Source organism: Geodermatophilus sp. SYSU D00697 (genome assembly GCF_054050175.1).
Genome location: NZ_JBJGYV010000007.1, coordinates 57,293 through 75,579, shown reverse-complemented (window position 1 = coordinate 75,579; position 18,287 = coordinate 57,293). Strand labels below are relative to the sequence as shown.

The following is an 18,287-nucleotide window of genomic DNA, read 5'->3' as shown; positions in this document are numbered from 1 at the left end:
TGGGGTCAGCGGCCCGGGGAGCCCGGGACCGCACCGGCACGTCCGGCACCCCGCCCGGCCCGGCCCGGCAGCACCCAGGTCAGCACGGCGGTGAGCAGGCAGACGCCGCAGGCGACCAGGCCGATGACCGTGTAGCCGCCGGCGGCGGGGAGGGTCCGTCCCGCCGGTGTGGCCGCGTTCAGGATCGCAGCGGAGAGCGCGCTGCCGACGCAGAACCCGGCGTAGCGCAGCACCTGGTTCAGCGCCATGGCGCTGCCGGTCTCCGACGGCGGGACGGCGGCGACGACCAGGCCGGGGGCGGCGGCGAACGCACCGCTCACGCCCAGCCCGGCGACGCCCATCACCACGAACAGCTCCCACAGGGAACCCCGCAGCAGCCCGAACCCGACGCTCGCCGTGCCCAGGACCAGGGCGCACAGCGGCAGGACGGCCCGCACCCCGGCCCGGTCGGCGAGCCGCCGGGACAGCGGCCCGGCTCCCATCCCGGCCAGGGAGAAGGGCAGCAGGACCAGGCCGGCCACGAGGACGGACGCGCCGAACCCGTAGCCGGTGTCCACGGGGGCCTGGGCGAGCAGCGTCACCGAGCTGAGGACCAGGTAGTTCGCCGTCCCCATGAGGAACATCGCGGCGTGCCCGGTCGCGGGCAGCCGCCCGTGGGCCAGCCGGAGGTCGATCAGCGGGGCCCGCACGCGCAGCGCCACGGCGACCCACGCCGCCATCGCCAGCAGCGACCCGCCGGCCACCGCGAGCAGCCGGGGGGAGGACCAGCCCCACGTCTCGCCCTCGCTCAGCGCCAGGACCGCCCCGCCCAGGCCCGCGCACAGCAGCAGGGCGCCGGGGACGTCGAACCGCCGCGCCGGCGTGGGGGACGGCGGGGGCAGCACGAGGGCCGCCGCGACCAGGGCGAACGCGCAGATGCCGGTGGCCGCCCAGAAGGACGCCCGCACACCGCCCAGCTCGGCCACCAGCCCGGCCAGCGGATAGCCCAGCCCCACCCCCGAGACGACGGTGATCGAGAGGGCACCGATGGTCTTCCGGGACCGGTCCCCGGGCAGCGCGTCGCGCGCGGTGGCGATCAGCAGCGGCATGAGCCCGAGGCCGAAGCCCTGCAGCACCCGGCCGGCCAGCAGCCAGCCGATGGACAGCGGCAGCGCGGTGAGCACGCCGCCGGCCACGACCACGCCCAGCGCGGCCAGGACGACCGTCCGCCGGTGCGGGCCGTCGGCGAGCCGCCCGGTGACCGGCGTGGCCACGGCCCCGACGAGCAGGGGCAGGGTGACCACCCACTGCGCGACGTGCAGCGGCACGTCGTGCAGCGCCGCGACGGCCGGGACCAGCGGGACGCCGACGCTGCTGGTCGCCGCCACGACGGTGGCCAGCAGCACCAGCACGGGCACGAGGACCCGCGGCGGGCGCGGCGCCGCCCGCCGCCCCGCGGTCCGGCTGCCGACAGCGGTCGAGGACCCGACCACGCCGGTGGTCGGGTCCTCGACGGCGTCGACGCGGTCCCCGGTCAGGCGGCGGCCTTCCCGGTCACCCCGTGCGGGTCGATGACGTACTTGCGGGCGGCGCCCTGGTCGAACTCGGCGTAGCCGCGCGGGGCGTCGTCCAGGCCGATGACGGTCGCGTTGACCGCCCTCGCGATCTGCACCCGGTCGTGGAGGATCGCCATCATCAGCTGCCGGTTGTAACGCATCACCGGGCACTGACCGGTGGTGAACGACAGCGACTTGGCCCACCCGGTGCCCAGCGACAGCGACAGCGCGCCGACCTTGGCCGCCTCGTCGATGCCGCCCGGGTCGCCGGTCACGTAGAGGCCGGGGATGCCGATCGCGCCGCCCGCGGCGGTGAGTTCCATGAGCGAGTTGAGCACCGTCGCCGGCGCCTCCTGCGCGCTCGCGCCGTGGCCGCGCGCCTCGAAGCCGACCGCGTCCACGCCGGCGTCGACCTCGGGGACCCCGAGGATCTGCTCGACCTGCTCCTTCGGGTCGCCCTTGGAGACGTCGACGGTCTCGCAGCCGAACGAGCGGGCCTGGGCCAGCCGCTCCTCGTTGAGGTCGCCGACGATGACCACGGCGGCGCCGAGCAACTGCGCGGAGACCGCCGCGGCCAGGCCCACCGGGCCGGCGCCGGCGACGTAGACCGTCGAGCCGGTGGTGACGCCGGCGGTGTAGGCGCCGTGGTAGCCGGTCGGGAAGATGTCCGACAGCATCGTCAGGTCGAGGATCTTCTCCATCGCCTGGTCGCGGTCGGGGAAGACGAGCAGGTTCCAGTCGGCGTAGGGGACCATCACGTACTCGGCCTGGCCGCCCTGCCAGCCGCCCATGTCGACGTAGCCGTAGGCCGAGCCCGGGCGGTCGGGGTTGACGTTGAGGCAGATGCCGGTCTTGCCCTCCTTGCAGTTGCGGCAGCGCCCGCAGGAGATGTTGAACGGCACCGAGCAGACGTCGCCGGTCTTGACGAACTCCACGCCGGGACCGGTCTCGACGACCTCGCCGAGGATCTCGTGGCCGAGCACCAGGCCGTGCGGGGCGGTGGTGCGGCCACGGACCATGTGCTGGTCGCTGCCGCAGATGTTGGTCGTCAGCACCTTGAGGATCGCGCCGTGCGGCACCTGCCGCCCGACGTTGTCCGGGTGCACGCCGGGGCCGTCCTTGAGCACGAGCTCCGGGTAGTCCAGGTCGAGCACCTCGACCTTCCCCGGGCCCTGGTAGGTCACGCCGCGGTTGTTCGCCATGGGTCCTCCTCCTCGTCGTCGAGTGGACGCCGGCGCACTGCGCCGGCTGCCGGCGGGTCGGTCGACTCCCGGGGTCACGCTAGGCCAGGTGGGCCCCGGTCGCCCCGGGCACCCGACCGGACCTCTGCGCGTCCTCCCGGAGGGCCCGGGTGCGACATCCGTCGCGGCCGGCGGTGTGCTGCGGGAGGACGCCGTCCCGCCGCGGGGCGTCGAGGTGCCGACCGCCGCGGAGACGCGCAGGCTGGGCGCAGCTGCCGTCGGGGAGGGGCCGGCCCGGGGCCCTCCCCGGCGGGGTGCACGGCGTCGGCGCTGGTGAGGTGCGCGACCGGGACGGATGACGTAGCTGCCGTCGCCGCGGTGACCCGGAGCAAGCGGGTCCAGGGGCTCACGACTTCCGGATCACGACCGGTTTCCATCGTCAGGACGGTGTAACCGGCATCACCACCGGTGCGCCACCCTGCACAGCGGCGTCCAGAGGAGAACCCACCCCGTGGCAACCCCCACCACCCCCGCGCCCGCCAAGGCGGGGCCGTCGAAGAAGGGCATCTTCGCCGCCAGCTTCGTCGGCACGTCGATCGAGTGGTACGACTACTACATCTTCGGCACCGCCGCCGCGCTGGTGTTCGGGACGGCCTTCTTCCCCGACTTCTCGCCGGTCGCCGGCACCCTCGCCGCGTTCGCCACCTTCGCCGTCGGCTTCATCGCCCGGCCGCTCGGCGCCGCGGTCATCGGCCACTTCGGTGACCGGATCGGCCGAAAGTCGATGCTCGTCCTCACCCTGCTGCTCACCGGTGGGTCGACGTTCCTCATCGGCGTGCTGCCCACGTACGCCGCCATCGGCGTGGGGGCGCCGTTGCTGCTGGTCACGCTGCGGCTCATCCAGGGCTTCGGCGTCGGCGGCGAGTGGGGCGGCGCGGTGCTCATCGCGACCGAGCACGCCAGCCCGCGGCGACGGGCGGTCTACGGCAGCTTCGCGCAGTTCGGCGTCCCCGTCGGCGTCCTGACCTCCAACCTCGCCTTCCTCGCCGTCTCCGGCATGGACAACGACGCCTTCCTGTCGTGGGGCTGGCGGATCCCGTTCCTGGTCAGCATCGTGCTGGTCGTCGTCGGGTTCCTCGTGCGCAGCAAGCTGCAGGACGCGCCGGAGTTCCAGCAGGTGAAGGAGCGCAAGGAGGTCAGCAAGGTCCCGGTGGCCGAGCTGCTCCGCCGCCAGCCGCGCACCCTCGTCCTGGGCAGCCTCGCCTCGATCGCCCCGCCGGCCGTCGGCTACACGGTGATCGTCTACATGCTCACCTACGGGACGACGGTCGTCGGCTTCGACCGCACCACGCTGCTGTGGCTGATCCTCGCCTCGACGCTGGTCTGGATCGGGACGATCGTCGTGGCGGCCGTGCTCTCCGACCGGTTCGGCTCCAAGCCGGTCTTCGCCCTCGGCGCGCTCACAGCGGTCATCTGGCCGCTGCCGATGTTCGCGCTGGTCAACACCGGCAGCGCCGCCGCGGCACTGCTCGCCTTCGTCGTCGCGGCGATCGTGCAGGGGATCATGGCCGGCGCCCAGGGTGGGCTGTTCACCGAGATCTTCGAGGTGAAGACCCGCTACAGCGGCATCTCGATCGCCTACCAGCTCGGCGGCATGATCGGCGGTGCCATCACGCCGATCGCGGCCACCGCTCTCTACGGCGCCTACGACTCCTCCACGCCGATCGCGCTCTACGTGGCCGCGCTGTCGCTGGTCAGCCTGCTCGCGGTGCTCGGCATCCGGACGGTGCCGAAGACGGCGCAGGCCGACGCCGACCGGCTGGGGACCGCTGCGGCCACCTCCGCCTGAGCGCGGCCCCTCGGCGAGATCTGCACAGCGGCGGCCATGAGGGGCCGGTGTGCGCCGCTGTGCAGATCTCGCGGGTGCCCGGGCGGGGCATCGGCACTCCGGCCACGTCCCGGCCGGGGGTAGCGTGCTGACCGCGATCGACCCGGCGAGGGCCGGTGAGCCACGGGCGGGACGGGGCGAGGGTGGGCAGCGAGGTGGATGCCGCAGCCGGTGCCGTGTGGCCTCCCGGCATCGGCGAGGACCCGGTGCTGCGTGCCCTGGTCGGCGTCTCCGCCGACGGCCTGGCCCTGGTGGACGACGCGGGGCGGCTGCTCGGCCTCAACGCCGCGGCCGCCGCGGTCCTCGGCTCGCCGGCCCCGGCACTGGTCGACGCGAGCGTCCCCTTCGACCCGCGGGCCGGGGACCCGGACGCGGCGGACCTGCGGCGGACCGCCTGGACGGCGCCGGGCGGCAGCCGCCGCGAGCTCGAGTACCGGATGCTGCCGGTGGGCTCCGGTCGCTGGGCGGTCTGGTTCAGCGACGTCACCGACAGCGTGCGCCAGCAGGAGCGGCTGACCGCGATCACCCGGGCGGCGTCCAGCGTGGCCGACGCCTACTCCCTGCGCGCCACCCTCGACGCGGTGGCCCGCGAGATCGCCATGACCGCGACGATCGCCGCCGTCCAGATCATCGCCCTCGACGACCCGCAGGACGAGCTGCGGCTGCTGGGCATGGCCGGCTTCGGCGACGCCGAGGACTTCCCCGGCAAGCTGGCCGCCTGCCGGGCGCTGGGCGCCCGCGTGCTGTTCATGGAGGCCCTCCAGCGCCGGGAGCCGGTCGTCAGCCTGCACCGCAAGCCGGTCATCATGGCCGACCCGACGTGGGCGCCGCTGCACGAGATCATGGACCGCCCCGACTGGGACAGCTTCGTCTCGATGCCGATGGTCGTGCGCGGCCGCGCGCTCGGGATCATCAACGCGTACTACGAGCCGGGGGAGGACCCCGGGCCGAGCTCGCTGGCGTTCCTCGAGGCGATGGCCGACTCCGCCGCGGTGGCCATCGACACCGCCTCCCTCCTGGCGCAGACCCGGTCGCGGGCGCAGTCCGACGAGCGCCGCCGGCTGGCGCGGGACCTGCACGACTCCGTCGTCCAGCAGGTGTTCTCCATGCGGATGCAGGCCGAGGCGCTGCGCAGCCACCTCGACCGGACCGACGCCGACCCCGCCACGGTGCGCAGCGGAGCCGAGGAGCTCGCGGCGCTCTCCGCCAGCGCGCTGGCCGACCTGCGCGGCCTGGTCTTCGAGCTGCGGCCGCTCGACCTCGCGGAGAACGGCCTGGTCGAGGCGGTCCGCGCGCACGCGGCCGGCGTCGAGGCGCGCACCCGGCTGCTCGTCGACGTCGACGCGCCGGCCGACCTCGACCTGGACGTCGACGTGGAGGTGCAGGAGGACCTCTACCGGATCGTCCAGGAGGCGCTGCACAACGTCGTCAAGCACGCGCGAGCCACCGAGGCCGGCGTGCGCATCCGGCGGCCGGCCACCGGTGGCGGGCTGGTCGTCGAGGTGACCGACAACGGGTGCGGCGCGCTGCCCGACGCCGGGCCGGGGGAGCCGGGGGCCGGAGCGGGCAGCCCGCGCGGCAGCCTGGGGCTGGTGTCGATGCGCGAGCGCGCCGAGCGCTGGGGTGGGCGGCTGGTGGCCGGACCGCGTCCGTCCGGCGGCTGGCGCGTGGAGGTGACGCTGCCCGCGCCGGGCGGCGAGGGGAGGGCCCGATGAACACCGGACCGACCGACACCGGGCCGGCGACCGGGGTGATCGGCGTCCTGCTGGTCGACGACCACGCGATCGTCCGCCGGGGCGTGCAGGCCTACCTGGCCGGCGTCCCGGGCCTGGAGGTGCTCGGCGAGGCCGGCGACGGCCAGCAGGCGGTCGAGCTGCTGCACCAGTGGCAGACCACCGGGCAGCCGATGCCCGACGTCGTCCTGATGGACCTGCAGATGCCGCGCATGGACGGCGTCGAGGCGACCGCCGCGATCGTCCGGGCGCACCCGGAGGTGCGGGTCGTCGTCCTCACCAGCTTCGGCGAGGTCGAGCGGGTGCACGCGGCCCTGGCCGCGGGCGCCGCCGGCTACGTGCTCAAGGACGCCGACCCCGCCGAGGTGGCCACCGCCATCACCGCCGCCGCGGCCGGGGAGGTCCACCTGGACTCCGCCGTGGCCCGGCAGCTGGCCCGCCGGATGGCCGCGCCGCAGACCGGGCTCACCTCCCTCACGGTCCGCGAGCGGGAGATCCTGGCCCTGGTCGCGCAGGGCCACTCCAACCGCGAGATCGCCGACCGGCTGGTCATCAGCGAGCGCACCGCGCGCACCCACGTGAGCAACGTGCTCAGCAAGCTGCAGCTGTCCAGCCGCACGCAGGCGGCGCTGCTGGCCATCCGCGAGGGGCTCATCCCGCCGCCTGCCTGAGCCCGCGGTCGCGGCGGACCGGACCGGGACCAGGACGGATGACGTAGGCCGGGTGCGCCGCCGCGGCCGTCACGGAGCCGACACCGCGCCGATCCGCGCAGGTCACGAGCCCCCTACCGTGGACGTGAGCGCGGTCACCCGGCCGTGCCCCGCAGCCCGCCCGCAGGAGGCCCCGCCGTGACGTCCGCCGACGAGCGCGCGGCCGGCAGCATGGGAATCATCGGCGTGTCGCGCTGCCGAGGGCCCCGCCCGGTCCCCGACCCCTGACGAGGACGCCTCCCGCCCCGGCCGGCCAGGCCGACCCCCCTCCGCCCCACCCCCCGAGGAGCTCCCATGGCAGCCAACCCCATCGTCATGAACGGCTGGTACATCGGCGCCTGGTCCGACGAGGTCGGCCGGACGCTGGTGCAGCGCTGGATCTGCGGCCGGCCGGTGTGCTTCTACCGGCTGTCGGACGGCAGCGCCAACGCGATCGAGGACCGCTGCCCGCACCGCCGGTACCCGCTGTCCCTGGGGCGGCTCGAGGGCGACGTCATCACCTGCAACTACCACGGCTACAAGATCGACGGCTCGGGCGCCTGCGTCGGTGTCGCCGAGCAGCCCGACCTGCCCAAGGGCGCCATCGTGCACCGCTTCCCGGTCGTCGAGCGCTACGGCATCGTCTGGATCTGGCCCGGCGACCCGGAGCAGGCCGACCCCGACGACATCCCGGACGTCTCCTGGCTGACCGACGAGAACTGGACCCACGTGCACGGCATGATGGGGCTCAAGGCCCGCCAGGTGCTCCTGGTGGAGAACCTGCTGGACCTGACCCACGAGACGTTCCTGCACCCGACGTCCATCGGCAACGCCGCGGTCGCCGCCACCCCGATCGACGTGATCGGCGAGGGCAACCGGGTGTCCTTCGTCCGGCACATGATCGACATCGAGGCCCCGCCCTTCTACAAGTCCTCGATGGGCGTGACCACGAACATCGACCGCTGGCAGGACGGCGACTTCTACGCGCCGGGCATCTTCATCCTCAACATCCGGATCGCCCCGACCGGCACCGAGGAGCCCGAGGGCTTCCACATGAAGGTCATCTACGGGATGACCCCGGCGACCGAGACCACGACGCACGACTTCTTCGCCCTGGGCCGGGACTACAAGATCGACGACCAGGAGCTGTCGGACTTCCAGCTCCAGCAGCAGCTGTCGGTCATGAAGGAGGACGTCGACGCCCTGGAGATCCAGGAGCTCATGGTCGCCACCGACCCGGGGATGATCGAGTCCTCGATCCGCTCCGACGTCGCGGGCATCCGCGGCCGCCGCCTGCTGGACAAGATGGCCAAGGCCGAGGCCGCCGCGCGCGGCGAGGCCCCGGCCCGCCCCGCACGCCCCGTCCGCCCGGCCGCCGCCGCGGCGCAGCCGGCCGCCGCGCAGCCGGCCGGTCAGGCCTGAGAGGGTCGCGGGCATGACGACCTTCGTCCTCGTCCACGGGGCCTGGCACGGCGGCTGGTGCTGGGACCGCGTGGCCCCGCTGCTGCGCGGCGCCGGCCACGAGGTGCACGCCCCCACGCTGACCGGGCTGTCCGAGCGCGCCCACCTGCTGTCCCCCCTGGTGGGCCTGGACACCCACGTGGAGGACGTCGTCCGGCTGATCGACACCTTCGGCCTGCGCGACGTCGTCCTCGTGGGGCACAGCTACGCCGGGCAGATCGTGACCGCGGTCGCCGACCGGCGGCCCGACGCCATCGCCCGGCGGGTGTACCTCGACGCCTTCGTCGGGTCCGACGGCGAGGCGGCCCGCGACCTGCTGCCCGAGCAGGTGGAGCACCACTGGGCGGAGTCGGCGGCCGAGCAGGGCTTCGGCTGGCTCGTGCCGGTGCGCAAGCTCTCGGTCCTCGGCGTCACCGAGTCCGCCGACGTCGACTGGCTGACCCCGAAGCTGACCCCGCACCCGTGGAAGACCTACCTGGACCGGCTCGACCTCACCGGCGCCGTCGACGCGGTGCCGGCCGCCTTCGTCGAGTGCGTGACCTGGATGCGCGTCTTCCGGGCCCAGGCCGAACGGGCCCGCGAGCGCGGCTGGCCGGTGCACGAGCTCGACACCGGCCACGAGGCGATGGTCACCGCCCCCAAGGCGCTGGCCGACGTCCTGCTCGAGCTCGCCCGCTGACCCCCGACCCGACAGGAGAGCACCGTGGAGTTCCTCGTCCGCGCCGAGAACCTGCTGCCCCCGGAGACCCCGGCCGAGCGGCGGGACGAGCTGCGCTCCGGCGAGCGGGCCCGCGCCATGGAGCTGCGGGAGGCGGGGATCCTCAAGCGGCTGTGGCGGGTGCCCGGGCGCAACGCCTGGATCGGCCTGTTCGAGGCACCCGACCCCGGGGCCCTGCACGACGCACTGGTGTCCCTGCCCATGTCGCCGTGGCTCGACGTGCACGTCGAGGCGCTGGCCCAGCACCCGCAGGAACGGTCATGACCACCTCCACCGGCCAGCAGCTGCGCATCACGTTCCGCCAGTACGACGGTGAGATGCTCGGGACGTGCTGGTGCGGCCGCACCCGGCAGAGCGCCCACCCGCGCCAGCTGTGGGAGTGGCTGGACGACCACGACCACCTCACCGGCGAGGAACAGAAGGGCACCGATGAGCACTGACACCCCGGCCGGCAGGTTCGACCTGCCGGGGACGCCGGTCTTCGACGGGCAGACCAGCCGGCGCGGCTTCCGCATGAACAAGCTGTTCATGAGCCTGCGCTCGGCGGAGGCGCGGGAGCGTTTCCTGGCCGACGAGGCGGCCTACTGCGACGAGTTCAAGCTGACCCCGGAGCAGAAGCAGGCGGTGCTCGACCGGGACTGGCAGGCGATGATCGACCTGGGCGGCAGCATCTTCTACGTCTACAAGCTGGCGATGATGGACGGCCGGTCGATGCAGTACCTCGGTGGGGTCTTCAGCGGCATGACCGAGGAGGAGTTCGTGGCGGCGATGCGAGCAGGAGGACGGCGGGATGGCTGAGGTGATCTGGGGCCTGGCGACGTCGCACGTCCCCTCGATCGGGGCGGCGATGGACCGGGGCAAGACCGAGGACCCCGCGTGGAAGGGGCTCTTCGACGGGTACGCCCCGGCCCGGGCGTGGCTGGCCGAGCACCGGCCGGACGTCGCGATCGTCATCTACAACGACCACGCCAACGGCATCGACCTCGACATCATCCCGACGTTCGGGATCGGCACCGCCGAGCAGTACTCGGTCGCCGACGAGGGGTTCGGCAAGCGCCCGGTGCCCGACGTCGTCGGCGACCCGGAGCTGTCGCTGCACCTGCTGGAGAGCCTGGTCGACGACGGCTTCGACCTCACCGTCTTCCAGGAGCTCGACGTCGACCACGGGTTCACCGTGCCGCTGTCGGTCTGGACGCCGGACCCGGGTGACGCCTGGCCGTGCCCGGTGATCCCGCTGCTGGTCAACGTCATCCAGTACCCGCAGCCCACAGCCGCGCGCTGCTACGCCCTCGGGCAGGCGCTGGGCCGGGCCATCCGCAGCTACCCCGAGGACGTCAAGGTGGCGATCCTCGGCACCGGCGGGATGTCCCACCAGCTGGCCGGGGCGCGGGCGGGCTACATCAACCCCGAGTTCGACCACATGTTCCTCGAGGCCATCGAGAAGGACCCGGAGAAGCTCACGACGCTCTCCCGCGAGGACTACATCCGCGAGGCCGGGTCCGAGGGCATCGAGATGATCATGTGGCTGATCATGCGCGGAGCGATGAACGAGCAGGTGACCAAGGTGCACTCGCACTACTTCGTGCCGGCGTCCAACACCGCCGCGGCGATCGCGCTGTTCGACAACCGGGTGCCACAGCCGGCCTGAACCGGCTGCCGGCGACCGACGGGCCGGACCGCCCCTCCGTCAGGGCGGTCCGGCCCGTCGGCGTCTCAGGGGCCGGTCACCAGTCGACGCCGGCCCGCTCGGTGCCGGTGCGGACGAGGCCGCCGCGGTCGGCCCGGTAGGTGTTCATGACGGTCAGCCGGGGGCTGTACACGTGCACGCTCACGGCCTGCTCCGGTGCGGGGTTGGTGACCCGGTGCACGTGGTGCGGCCCGAACGGGCGGACCCGGCCGGCGGTGAGCTGCCGCGCCTCGGGCAGCGCCCCGACCTCCTCCGACAGCGTGCCGCGGACGACCGCGAAGGCCCCGGCGGAGCCGCCGTGGTCGTGCAGGTCGGTGCCCTGGCCGGGCAACCAGGACAGCAGCCACACCTGGGCCGCGGCGAGGTCGGCGTGCAGCGCCGGGTCGAGGACGTCGGCGGCGAGGCCGGGATCGAGCAGGTGCGTCCAGCGGTGCTCGGCGCAGAACTCCACCAGCGGGGACCACCGGTGCTCGACGGCGGCGAGCGCGGCGGCCAGCGCGGCCGCGCCGGTGCGGCGGGTGGTCGGGTCGGTGGGCAGGACAGGGGACAGCAGGGAACGGGTCACGACGGGTCCTTCGAGGTCTGCGGGGTGGGCGCGGTCGTCAGCGACGGCGACATCGCGCGCTGGCCACCCGCAGCAGGTCCACGGCGGCGCGCCGGGTGAGGTCGGACCGGGGAACCGCCACGTCAGGCCCGCCGGGCACCGCGGGCGGCGGCCACCTGCGGCCGCGCGGCGGCCAACCAGGCGTCCAGCGGTGCGGGGTCGTCCCAGCTCCTGTCGAGCAGGTACAGCCCGCGGGTGGGCGCGGTGGCGCCCAGCTCGACCAGCACCGGCTTGAGCAGGAGCTCCGGCGCCAGGGCATGCGCCGGCCCGCCGCCGAGCATGAGCGGCACCGCCACGACCCCGGCGAGGTCGCCGGTGCCGATCTGGTCGAGGAAGAGCTTGAGCAGGCCGGTGTAGGTGGCCTTGTAGGTGGGGCTGGCGACGACGGCGACCTCGGCCGCCCGCACCGCGGCGACCGCCTCCTCGACGGCCGGGTCGCCCCAGCCGAGAAGCCCGGCACCGAGCTCGACGACGTCGATCACGCGGTCGGCCGGGGCGCCGGTCAGCCGCTCGGCGACCAGCTCGGCCGCGGCGCGGGTGCGCGAGTGCGGCTTGGGGTTGCCCACGACGGCGACGGTGCTCACGGGACCACCGTCGCAGGGGCGGCCGCGGCGCGCTCGGCGTCGCACACCGGGGGCTGAGACGCCGCGGCGGTCGGGACGAGGAGGACGGGCACGGACCTATCCCTACCATCCCGATCGGGTTTGACGGGATACGGAGGGTCGTGTCAGGCTCCCCGGCAGGTCATGAGCGCCAGCGACAAGCCCCGGCTCGCTGGCCGGCAACCCTTCCTCCGCGATGGGGTGCCCCGGGTGACGACCAGGCGGGTGCCGACCGGCCCCCGCAAGCGCGGACCCGCCGACCGGGTCCCCGAACCGAGGAGGCCCGCGTGACCGGCGCTGTCCTGTCCCGCCCCGTCGTCGTCCCCGCCGCCCCGGAGGGCCCGCTGCTGCCGGTGGTCGGCGCGGGCACCGCGGTGCCGCTCGTGTCGTCGGGGTGGGTGCGCTACGCCGACCTCGACACCGCGGCCAGCACGCCGGCGCTGACCGCGGTGGCCGGCCGGGTGGCCGAGGCGCTGCCCCTGTACGCGAGCGTGCACCGGGGCGCCGGGTACCTGTCGCAGGTGTCGACGGCGCTCTACGAGTCCGCGCGGGACACCGTCGCCGCGTTCGTCGGCGCCCGTCCCGGCGACGTCTGCGTGCTGACGCGGAACACCACCGACTCCCTCAACCTGCTCGCCGCGTGCGTGCCACCGGGGGAGCGGGTGCTCGTCCTCGACTGCGAGCACCACGCCGACCTGCTGTCGTGGCAGCGCCACGCAGCCACGACCGTCCTGCCGATCCGGGAGACGGTGACCGCCACCCTGCGGGCCCTGGCGGCCGAGCTCGCCGCCTCCCGGTACGCCCTGGTCGCGGTCACGGGCGCCTCCAACGTGACCGGGGAGGCCCTGCCGCTGGCCGACGTCGTCGCGCTGGCGCACGCCGCCGGCGCGCGGGTGGCCGTCGACGGCGCGCAGCTGGTGCCGCACCGCCGGTTCTCCCTGGCGGCCACCGGCGCGGACTACGTGGCGTTCTCGGGGCACAAGCTCTACGCGCCCTACGGCACCGGGGCCCTGGTCGGCCGCCGCGACTGGCTCGACGCCGCGCCCGCCCACCTGGCCGGCGGCGGGGCGGTGCACGCGGTGACCGTGGCCGAGACCACCTGGGCCCCGGCGCCGCACCGGCACGAGGGCGGCTCGCCGAACGTGCTCGGCGCGGTGGCGCTGGCGGCCGCCTGCGACACGCTCGTCGCGCTGCCGGAGGGGGCCCTCGAGGCGCACGAGCGGGCCCTGCGTGCGCGGCTGGAGGCCGGCCTCGACGCGCTGCCCGGCGTGCGGCGGCTGCGGATCTGGCCCGACTCGACCGCGCCCACCGGTGTCGTGGGCTTCACCGTCGAGGGCGCCGACCCGGGGCTGGTGGCCGCCGTCCTGTCGGCCGAGCACGGCGTGGGCCTGCGGGACGGCCGGTTCTGCGCCCACCCGCTGCTCGACCGGCTCGGGACCCCCGAGGGGGCGCTGCGGGCCAGCGTCGGCGTGGCGACCACGGCGGCCGACGTCGACCGGCTGCTCGACGGCCTGGCCGCGTTCCTGGCCGACGGCCCGGGCGCCGCCTACGCCGTGCACGAGGGCCGCTGGAAGCCGGCCGACGACCCGCGGCCGCCGGCCGGTCTCGCGGGCGCGGCCCCCCGGGCGGTCGCGCGCGGGGCCGGCTGCGGCCCGGCGGGGCGCTGAGCGTGTCAGCCCGGCAGGAGCACCGTGCGCAGCTCGTGCGCGCCGTCGGCCCGCGTCGCCTCGTAGAACCAGCGGACGCCGCCGCCGGGGACCGCGACCGCGTCGGCGTAGCGCAGGCCGCCCGGCGGGTGCGGGCTCTGCAGGAAGGGACCGTCCGGGACGGCGGTGAACCGGCCGTCCCCGTCGCCGACCGCGAGGCCGGTGCGCTCCTCCCAGTTCTCCTCCGCCGTGGCCCGGCCGTCGTAGAGCGCCCAGGTCCCGGCGCCGTCGAGGAGGACCGCGGCGAACCGCACGCCGCGGGCGTCCCAGCTGCCGGGCGTGCCGGCCAGGGCGGTGCCCCGCCAGGTCCACGCGACGCCGTCGTCGCTGGTCGCGTGCTCGGTGGTCATCCGGTCGGTGGCGTCGGGGTCGTCGAGCGGGTGCACGCTGGCCCACAGGTGCCACTGCCGCCCGTCGTGCCGGATCACCGGGTCCTTGACCGCCTCGGTGTCGCTGCCGGGCAGCACCGTGCGCGGTGTCGCCGTCCCCAGGCCCTCGACGGTGTCGGCCTCCAGCAGGTCGACCCGCCAGTGCTTGGTCCCCGGCGTCGCACAGCTGACGTAGAGCCGCCAGCGCCCGTCGGGTGTGTGGACCAGCGCCGGGCGCTCCAGCGACTCGGCGCCGAAGGCGTCCTTGCCGATCCCCACCACCGGGGTGAAGAGCACGCCGTCGTCGGAGCGGGCCACCGCGTTGGCGAAGCCACGGCCCTCGCCGACCGGCCGTCGCAGCCGGTAGGCCAGCCACCACGTCCCGTCGACCAGCTGGGCCGAGGGCCCACCGGCCCACGAACCCGGGCGCGGGTCCTCGGGGGCCAGGACCACCTGCGCGTCGACCCAGAACCGATGCGGGTCCGGGAGGCGGGGCGGGGTCGGGACGGGGCTGGACGGCACGCGGCGGCTCCGGTCTCGGGCGAGGGGGACGGCGCCCAGTGTGCACACCGATCGAGGAAGGGGTCCCCATGAGCGGCCGACTGCCGCAGTTCGTCATCGCCGGCGCGCCCAAGGCCGGGACGACGGCCCTGCACGCCGCGCTGGCCACGCACCCGGGGCTGTACCTCTCCCCGGTCAAGGAGCCGAAGTACTACCTGACCGACGGCCGGCCCCCGCGGCGCAGCGGGCAGCGCGGCCCCGGCGACGCCCACAGCGCGCAGGAGTGGATCTGGCGGCGGGAGGAGTACCTCGCGCTGTTCGCCGCCGCCCCCGAGGACGCCGTCCGCGGCGAGAGCACGCCGTTCTACCTGTACGACCGGGCCGCGCAGGCCCGGCTGGCCGCCGACGTACCCGACGTCGAGGTCGTGGTGGTGGTCCGCGACCCGGTGGACCGCGCCTGGTCCAACTGGGTGCACCTGCGCGCCGACGGGCTGGAGCCGGTGGCCGACTTCCTCGCCGCCGTCCGGCTGGAGGAGCAGCGGATCGCCGAGGGCTGGGCGCCGTTCTGGCACTACCGGGGCCTGGGCCGCTACGGCGAGCAACTGCGCGACCTGTACCGGCACGTGCCCCGCGAGCGGGTGTTCCTGCTGCGTTACCGGCAGCTGGTCGACACCCCGCGGGAGACGCTGGACCGGGTCAGCGCCTTCCTCGGCGTCGAGCCGGGCATCGCCCACACGGTGGCACCGGAGAACGTCAAGCCCCACGTCGCAGACACCCCGCGGTACCGGGCGCTCGCCCGGGTCGTGCGGGTCGGGGCGGCGCTCGGTGCCTACGCGCCGCCGCAGGTGTGGCGCCAGGCCAGCCGCCCGCTGGTCGCGGCGCTGCACGCGGGCCGGGCTCCGCGGCCGGCGATGCCGGTCGAGGTCCGCCGCGAGGTGCTGGCCCCGCTGCTCGACGACATCGCGCTGCTCGAGGAGCTCACCGGTGAGTCCTTCGCCGACTGGAAGGGCGACACCGGCCGCGGCGACTTCCGGTCCCGCTCGACCGGCTCGGCCTCGTCCTGACTACTGAGAGGAGCACTCCACATGACCGTCACCGACGAACTGCTCGCCGCCCACGCCCGCTACGCCGAGACCTCCTCCGGCCCGCTGCCGCTGGCGCCGTCCCGGCGCGTCGCCGTCGGGGCCTGCATCGACGCCCGGCTCGACGTCCACCGCGCGCCGGGCCTGTCCGAGGGGGAGGGGCACGTCATCCGCGACGCCGACGGCGTGGTCACCGACGACGAGACCCGATCGCCGGCGATCAGCCAGCGGCTGCTGGGCACCCGCGAGGTCGTGCTGGTCCACCACACCGACTGCGGGATGCTGACGGTCGACGACGAGGACTCCCGCGCGTCGATCGGGCAGGAGGTGGGCACCCGGCTGCACGGGCACTCCGAGGCGTTCCCCGAGCTGGAGGAGGACGTGCGGGTGCTGCGGCAGCGGATCCTCGACAGCCCGTTCGTCCCCGTGGAGGACAGTGTCCGCGGGTCCGTCTCCGACGTCGCCACCGGCGAGCTCTCCGAGGTGCACCGACCATGACCGCCGTCTCCACCCCGTCCATCCCCGACACCGATGACTTCGCCCGGGACTGGGCCGACTGGCACCGCCGGCACGAGGCCGTCCGCGCCGATCCGCACGGGTTCCTCGCCGTCACCGCACTGCACTGGCTCACCGGGGGACCGCAGCGGTTCCCCGGCATCCCCGGCGCCTGGTCGACCGGCCCACGCGGCGTCGTGGTGACCCTCGACGAGGGCGAGCAGCTCTCCGTCGACGGCACCCCGGTCTCCGGCGAGCACGTCGTCGGCCGCATCCCGGAGCGCGGCGGCGTGCCGGCCACCTCCGGCGACCTGGTCGTGGAGGTCGCCCGCCGCGGCGGGCACGACGTCGTCCGGCCGCGGCACCCCGACTCCCCCGTGCGGGTCCGGTACGCCGGGACGCCGACGTTCCCGCCGGACCCGCGGTGGGTCGCTCCCGGCCGGTTCGTGCCCTTCCCCGAGCCCCGCCCCACGACCGTGGGCGCGGCGGTGGCCGGCCTCGAGCACGTCTACGACGCCCCCGGGGTGGTCGAGTTCGAGCTGGCCGGGCGGGCCCTGTCGCTGACCGCGTTCCCCGGCAAGGACCCCGGCAGCCTGCTGGTCCTGTTCACCGACGCGACCTCCGGCGTCACCACGTACGCCGCCAACCGGTCGCTCGCGCTGGGCGCGCCGGACGCCGACGGGCGGGTCGTCCTCGACTTCAACCGCGCGGTCAACCTGCCCTGCGCCTACACCGACTTCGCCACCTGCCCGCTGCCACCGGCCGAGAACCGGCTGCCCGTGGCGATCGAGGCCGGCGAGCAGATCCCGCTGGAGCGTCGCTCGTGAGCCCCCTGCACCCTGCCCACGTCCACCTGGCCGTCGCCCTCGACGGCGCCGGCTGGCACCCGGCCGCCTGGCGCGAGCCGGACGCGCGCCCGGGCGAGCTGTCCACCGCCGGCTACTGGGTGGACCTCGTGCGGGAGGCCCAGCGCGGGCTGCTGGACCTGGTGACCTTCGAGGACGCCCTCTCCCTTCAGTCGACCGACCGGCACGGCCCCGACGACCGCACCGACCACGTCCGCGGCCGGCTCGACGCCGTCCAGGTCGCCGCGCGGGTCGCCCCCGTGACCGAGGGGATCGGGCTGGTGCCCACCGCCGTGGTCACGCACACCGAGCCGTTCCACCTGTCCAAGGCGATCGCCACCCTCGACTTCGTGAGCAACGGCCGGGCCGGGGTCCGGGTGCGCGTCTCCTCGAGCCGGGCCGAGGCCGCGCACTTCGGCCGGCGCACCCCGCCGGAGCTGGGCAGCCTCGACCGGCACGACCCCGCCGTCCAGGCGGCGCTGCGGGAGCTGTTCGACGAGGCCGCCGACTGGGTCGAGGTGGTCCGCCGGCTCTGGGACAGCTGGGAGGACGACGCGGAGATCCGCGACGTCGCCACGGGCCGCTTCATCGACCGGGAGAAGCTGCACTACATCGACTTCACCGGCCGCTGGTTCTCGGTGAAGGGGCCCTCCATCACGCCGCGGCCGCCGCAGGGACAGCCCGTCGTCTCCGCCCTGGCCCACCAGGCGATCCCGTACGAGCTCGTGGCCCGCAGCGCCGACGTCGGGTACGTGACCCCGGGGGACGCCGTGGACGCCACGGCGATCGTCGGCGAGATCCGCGCCGCGCAGGCCCTGGCCGGGCGGGCCGGGGAGACCGTGCACGTCTTCGGGGACCTCGTGGTCTTCCTCGACGCGACGCCGGAGGCGGCCGCCGCGCGCCGGCGGCGGCTGGACGACGCCGCGGGGAGTGAGTACGTCAGCGACGCGCGGGTGTTCGCCGGGACGCCGGCCCAGCTGGCCGACCTGCTCACCGAGTGGCACCAGGCCGGCCTGACCGGTTTCCGGCTCCGCCCGGCCGCCCTCCCGCACGACCTGGTCCAGGTCACCGAGGGGCTGGTGCCGGAACTGCAGCGGCGCGGGCTGTTCCGCACCGCCTACGAGGCGGACACGCTGCGCGGCCTGCTCGGCCTGCCCCGACCCGCCAACCGCTACGCCCCGGCCTGAGGAGA

Annotated in this window: 19 protein-coding genes and 1 riboswitch; of the genes, 14 read left to right on the top strand and 5 right to left on the bottom strand. The window is 75.1% G+C overall.

Annotated features, from left to right (window positions below; genetic code table 11):
* Positions 1-5: 5 nt before the first annotated feature.
* Complete coding sequence (locus ACI79C_RS08615; protein WP_456945221.1) at positions 6-1,472, bottom strand: MFS transporter; 1,467 nt, start codon at positions 1,470-1,472, stop codon at positions 6-8.
* A 41-nt stretch (positions 1,473-1,513) separates the two neighbouring features.
* Positions 1,514-2,737, bottom strand: a complete 1,224-nt coding sequence (fdhA, locus tag ACI79C_RS08610) for a formaldehyde dehydrogenase, glutathione-independent (RefSeq protein ID WP_456945220.1) — start codon at positions 2,735-2,737, stop codon at positions 1,514-1,516.
* A gap of 490 nt (positions 2,738-3,227) precedes the next feature.
* Between fdhA and ACI79C_RS08605 the strand changes: the two genes are divergently transcribed.
* The 9 genes from ACI79C_RS08605 to ACI79C_RS08565 all read left to right on the top strand — a co-directional run bounded on the left by ACI79C_RS08605 (position 3,228) and on the right by ACI79C_RS08565 (position 10,853).
* A complete protein-coding gene (locus ACI79C_RS08605) occupies positions 3,228-4,565 on the top strand; it encodes an MFS transporter (RefSeq protein ID WP_456945219.1) in 1,338 nt (445 codons plus the stop codon).
* A 194-nt stretch (positions 4,566-4,759) separates the two neighbouring features.
* Entirely contained in the window at positions 4,760-6,319 is a 1,560-nt protein-coding gene (locus ACI79C_RS08600) for a histidine kinase (protein ID WP_456945218.1), read from the top strand.
* The gene (locus ACI79C_RS08595) at positions 6,316-7,008 is read left to right on the top strand and encodes a response regulator transcription factor (RefSeq protein WP_456945217.1); all 693 of its coding nucleotides are present in this window, start codon (positions 6,316-6,318) and stop codon (positions 7,006-7,008) included. Before ACI79C_RS08600 ends, ACI79C_RS08595 begins: the two co-directional genes overlap by 4 nt.
* Before the next feature lie 333 nt (positions 7,009-7,341).
* A complete protein-coding gene (locus ACI79C_RS08590; protein WP_456945216.1) occupies positions 7,342-8,448 on the top strand; it encodes a Rieske 2Fe-2S domain-containing protein in 1,107 nt (368 codons plus the stop codon).
* 13 nt (positions 8,449-8,461) lie between these two features.
* Entirely contained in the window at positions 8,462-9,166 is a 705-nt protein-coding gene (locus ACI79C_RS08585; RefSeq protein WP_456945215.1) for an alpha/beta hydrolase, read from the top strand.
* Between the two features lie 24 nt (positions 9,167-9,190).
* Positions 9,191-9,469: a muconolactone Delta-isomerase family protein gene (locus ACI79C_RS08580; protein WP_456945214.1), complete on the top strand. Its 279-nt coding sequence runs from the start codon at positions 9,191-9,193 to the stop codon at positions 9,467-9,469.
* Positions 9,466-9,645, top strand: a complete 180-nt coding sequence (locus ACI79C_RS08575; protein WP_456945213.1) for a hypothetical protein — start codon at positions 9,466-9,468, stop codon at positions 9,643-9,645. The genes ACI79C_RS08580 and ACI79C_RS08575 overlap by 4 nt, the downstream gene beginning before the upstream one ends.
* Positions 9,635-10,003, top strand: coding sequence for a protocatechuate 4,5-dioxygenase subunit alpha (ligA, locus tag ACI79C_RS08570; protein WP_456945212.1), 369 nt, complete (start codon positions 9,635-9,637; stop codon positions 10,001-10,003). Before ACI79C_RS08575 ends, ligA begins: the two co-directional genes overlap by 11 nt.
* Positions 9,996-10,853, top strand: coding sequence for a class III extradiol dioxygenase subunit beta (locus tag ACI79C_RS08565; protein ID WP_456945211.1), 858 nt, complete (start codon positions 9,996-9,998; stop codon positions 10,851-10,853). The genes ligA and ACI79C_RS08565 overlap by 8 nt, the downstream gene beginning before the upstream one ends.
* A gap of 76 nt (positions 10,854-10,929) precedes the next feature.
* On the opposite strand, the gene ACI79C_RS08560 is transcribed toward ACI79C_RS08565, so the two are convergent.
* Together ACI79C_RS08560 and ACI79C_RS08555 are read right to left on the bottom strand one after the other, a co-directional pair.
* Positions 10,930-11,457, bottom strand: a complete 528-nt coding sequence (locus ACI79C_RS08560) for a cysteine dioxygenase (protein WP_456945210.1) — start codon at positions 11,455-11,457, stop codon at positions 10,930-10,932.
* Positions 11,458-11,579: 122 nt separating this feature from the next.
* A complete protein-coding gene (locus ACI79C_RS08555; protein ID WP_456945209.1) occupies positions 11,580-12,080 on the bottom strand; it encodes an NADPH-dependent FMN reductase in 501 nt (166 codons plus the stop codon).
* A 158-nt stretch (positions 12,081-12,238) separates the two neighbouring features.
* Positions 12,239-12,352, top strand: a riboswitch (SAM riboswitch).
* 33 nt (positions 12,353-12,385) lie between these two features.
* On the opposite strand from ACI79C_RS08555, the gene ACI79C_RS08550 reads away from it, so the two are divergent.
* Positions 12,386-13,765, top strand: coding sequence for an aminotransferase class V-fold PLP-dependent enzyme (locus ACI79C_RS08550; RefSeq protein ID WP_456945208.1), 1,380 nt, complete (start codon positions 12,386-12,388; stop codon positions 13,763-13,765).
* Between the two features lie 5 nt (positions 13,766-13,770).
* Here ACI79C_RS08550 and ACI79C_RS08545 read toward each other — a convergent pair whose 3' ends face one another.
* The gene (locus ACI79C_RS08545) at positions 13,771-14,694 is read right to left on the bottom strand and encodes a hypothetical protein (RefSeq protein ID WP_456945207.1); all 924 of its coding nucleotides are present in this window, start codon (positions 14,692-14,694) and stop codon (positions 13,771-13,773) included.
* Positions 14,695-14,762: 68 nt separating this feature from the next.
* Here ACI79C_RS08545 and ACI79C_RS08540 point away from each other — a divergent pair, with 68 nt between their 5' ends.
* From ACI79C_RS08540 to ACI79C_RS08525, 4 genes are read left to right on the top strand one after another with little or no spacing between them, the layout of a single operon-like run.
* A complete protein-coding gene (locus tag ACI79C_RS08540) occupies positions 14,763-15,737 on the top strand; it encodes a sulfotransferase (RefSeq protein WP_456945206.1) in 975 nt (324 codons plus the stop codon).
* A 21-nt stretch (positions 15,738-15,758) separates the two neighbouring features.
* Positions 15,759-16,253 (top strand): beta-class carbonic anhydrase, encoded by a 495-nt coding sequence (locus ACI79C_RS08535; RefSeq protein ID WP_456945205.1) that lies wholly within the window; start codon positions 15,759-15,761, stop codon positions 16,251-16,253.
* The gene (locus tag ACI79C_RS08530; protein WP_456945204.1) at positions 16,250-17,077 is read left to right on the top strand and encodes a DUF1684 domain-containing protein; all 828 of its coding nucleotides are present in this window, start codon (positions 16,250-16,252) and stop codon (positions 17,075-17,077) included. Before ACI79C_RS08535 ends, ACI79C_RS08530 begins: the two co-directional genes overlap by 4 nt.
* Positions 17,074-18,282 carry an LLM class flavin-dependent oxidoreductase gene (locus tag ACI79C_RS08525; protein ID WP_456945203.1) on the top strand — a complete coding sequence of 403 codons (1,209 nt, stop codon included), beginning with the start codon at positions 17,074-17,076 and terminating at the stop codon, positions 18,280-18,282. Before ACI79C_RS08530 ends, ACI79C_RS08525 begins: the two co-directional genes overlap by 4 nt.
* Positions 18,283-18,287: the final 5 nt, after the last annotated feature.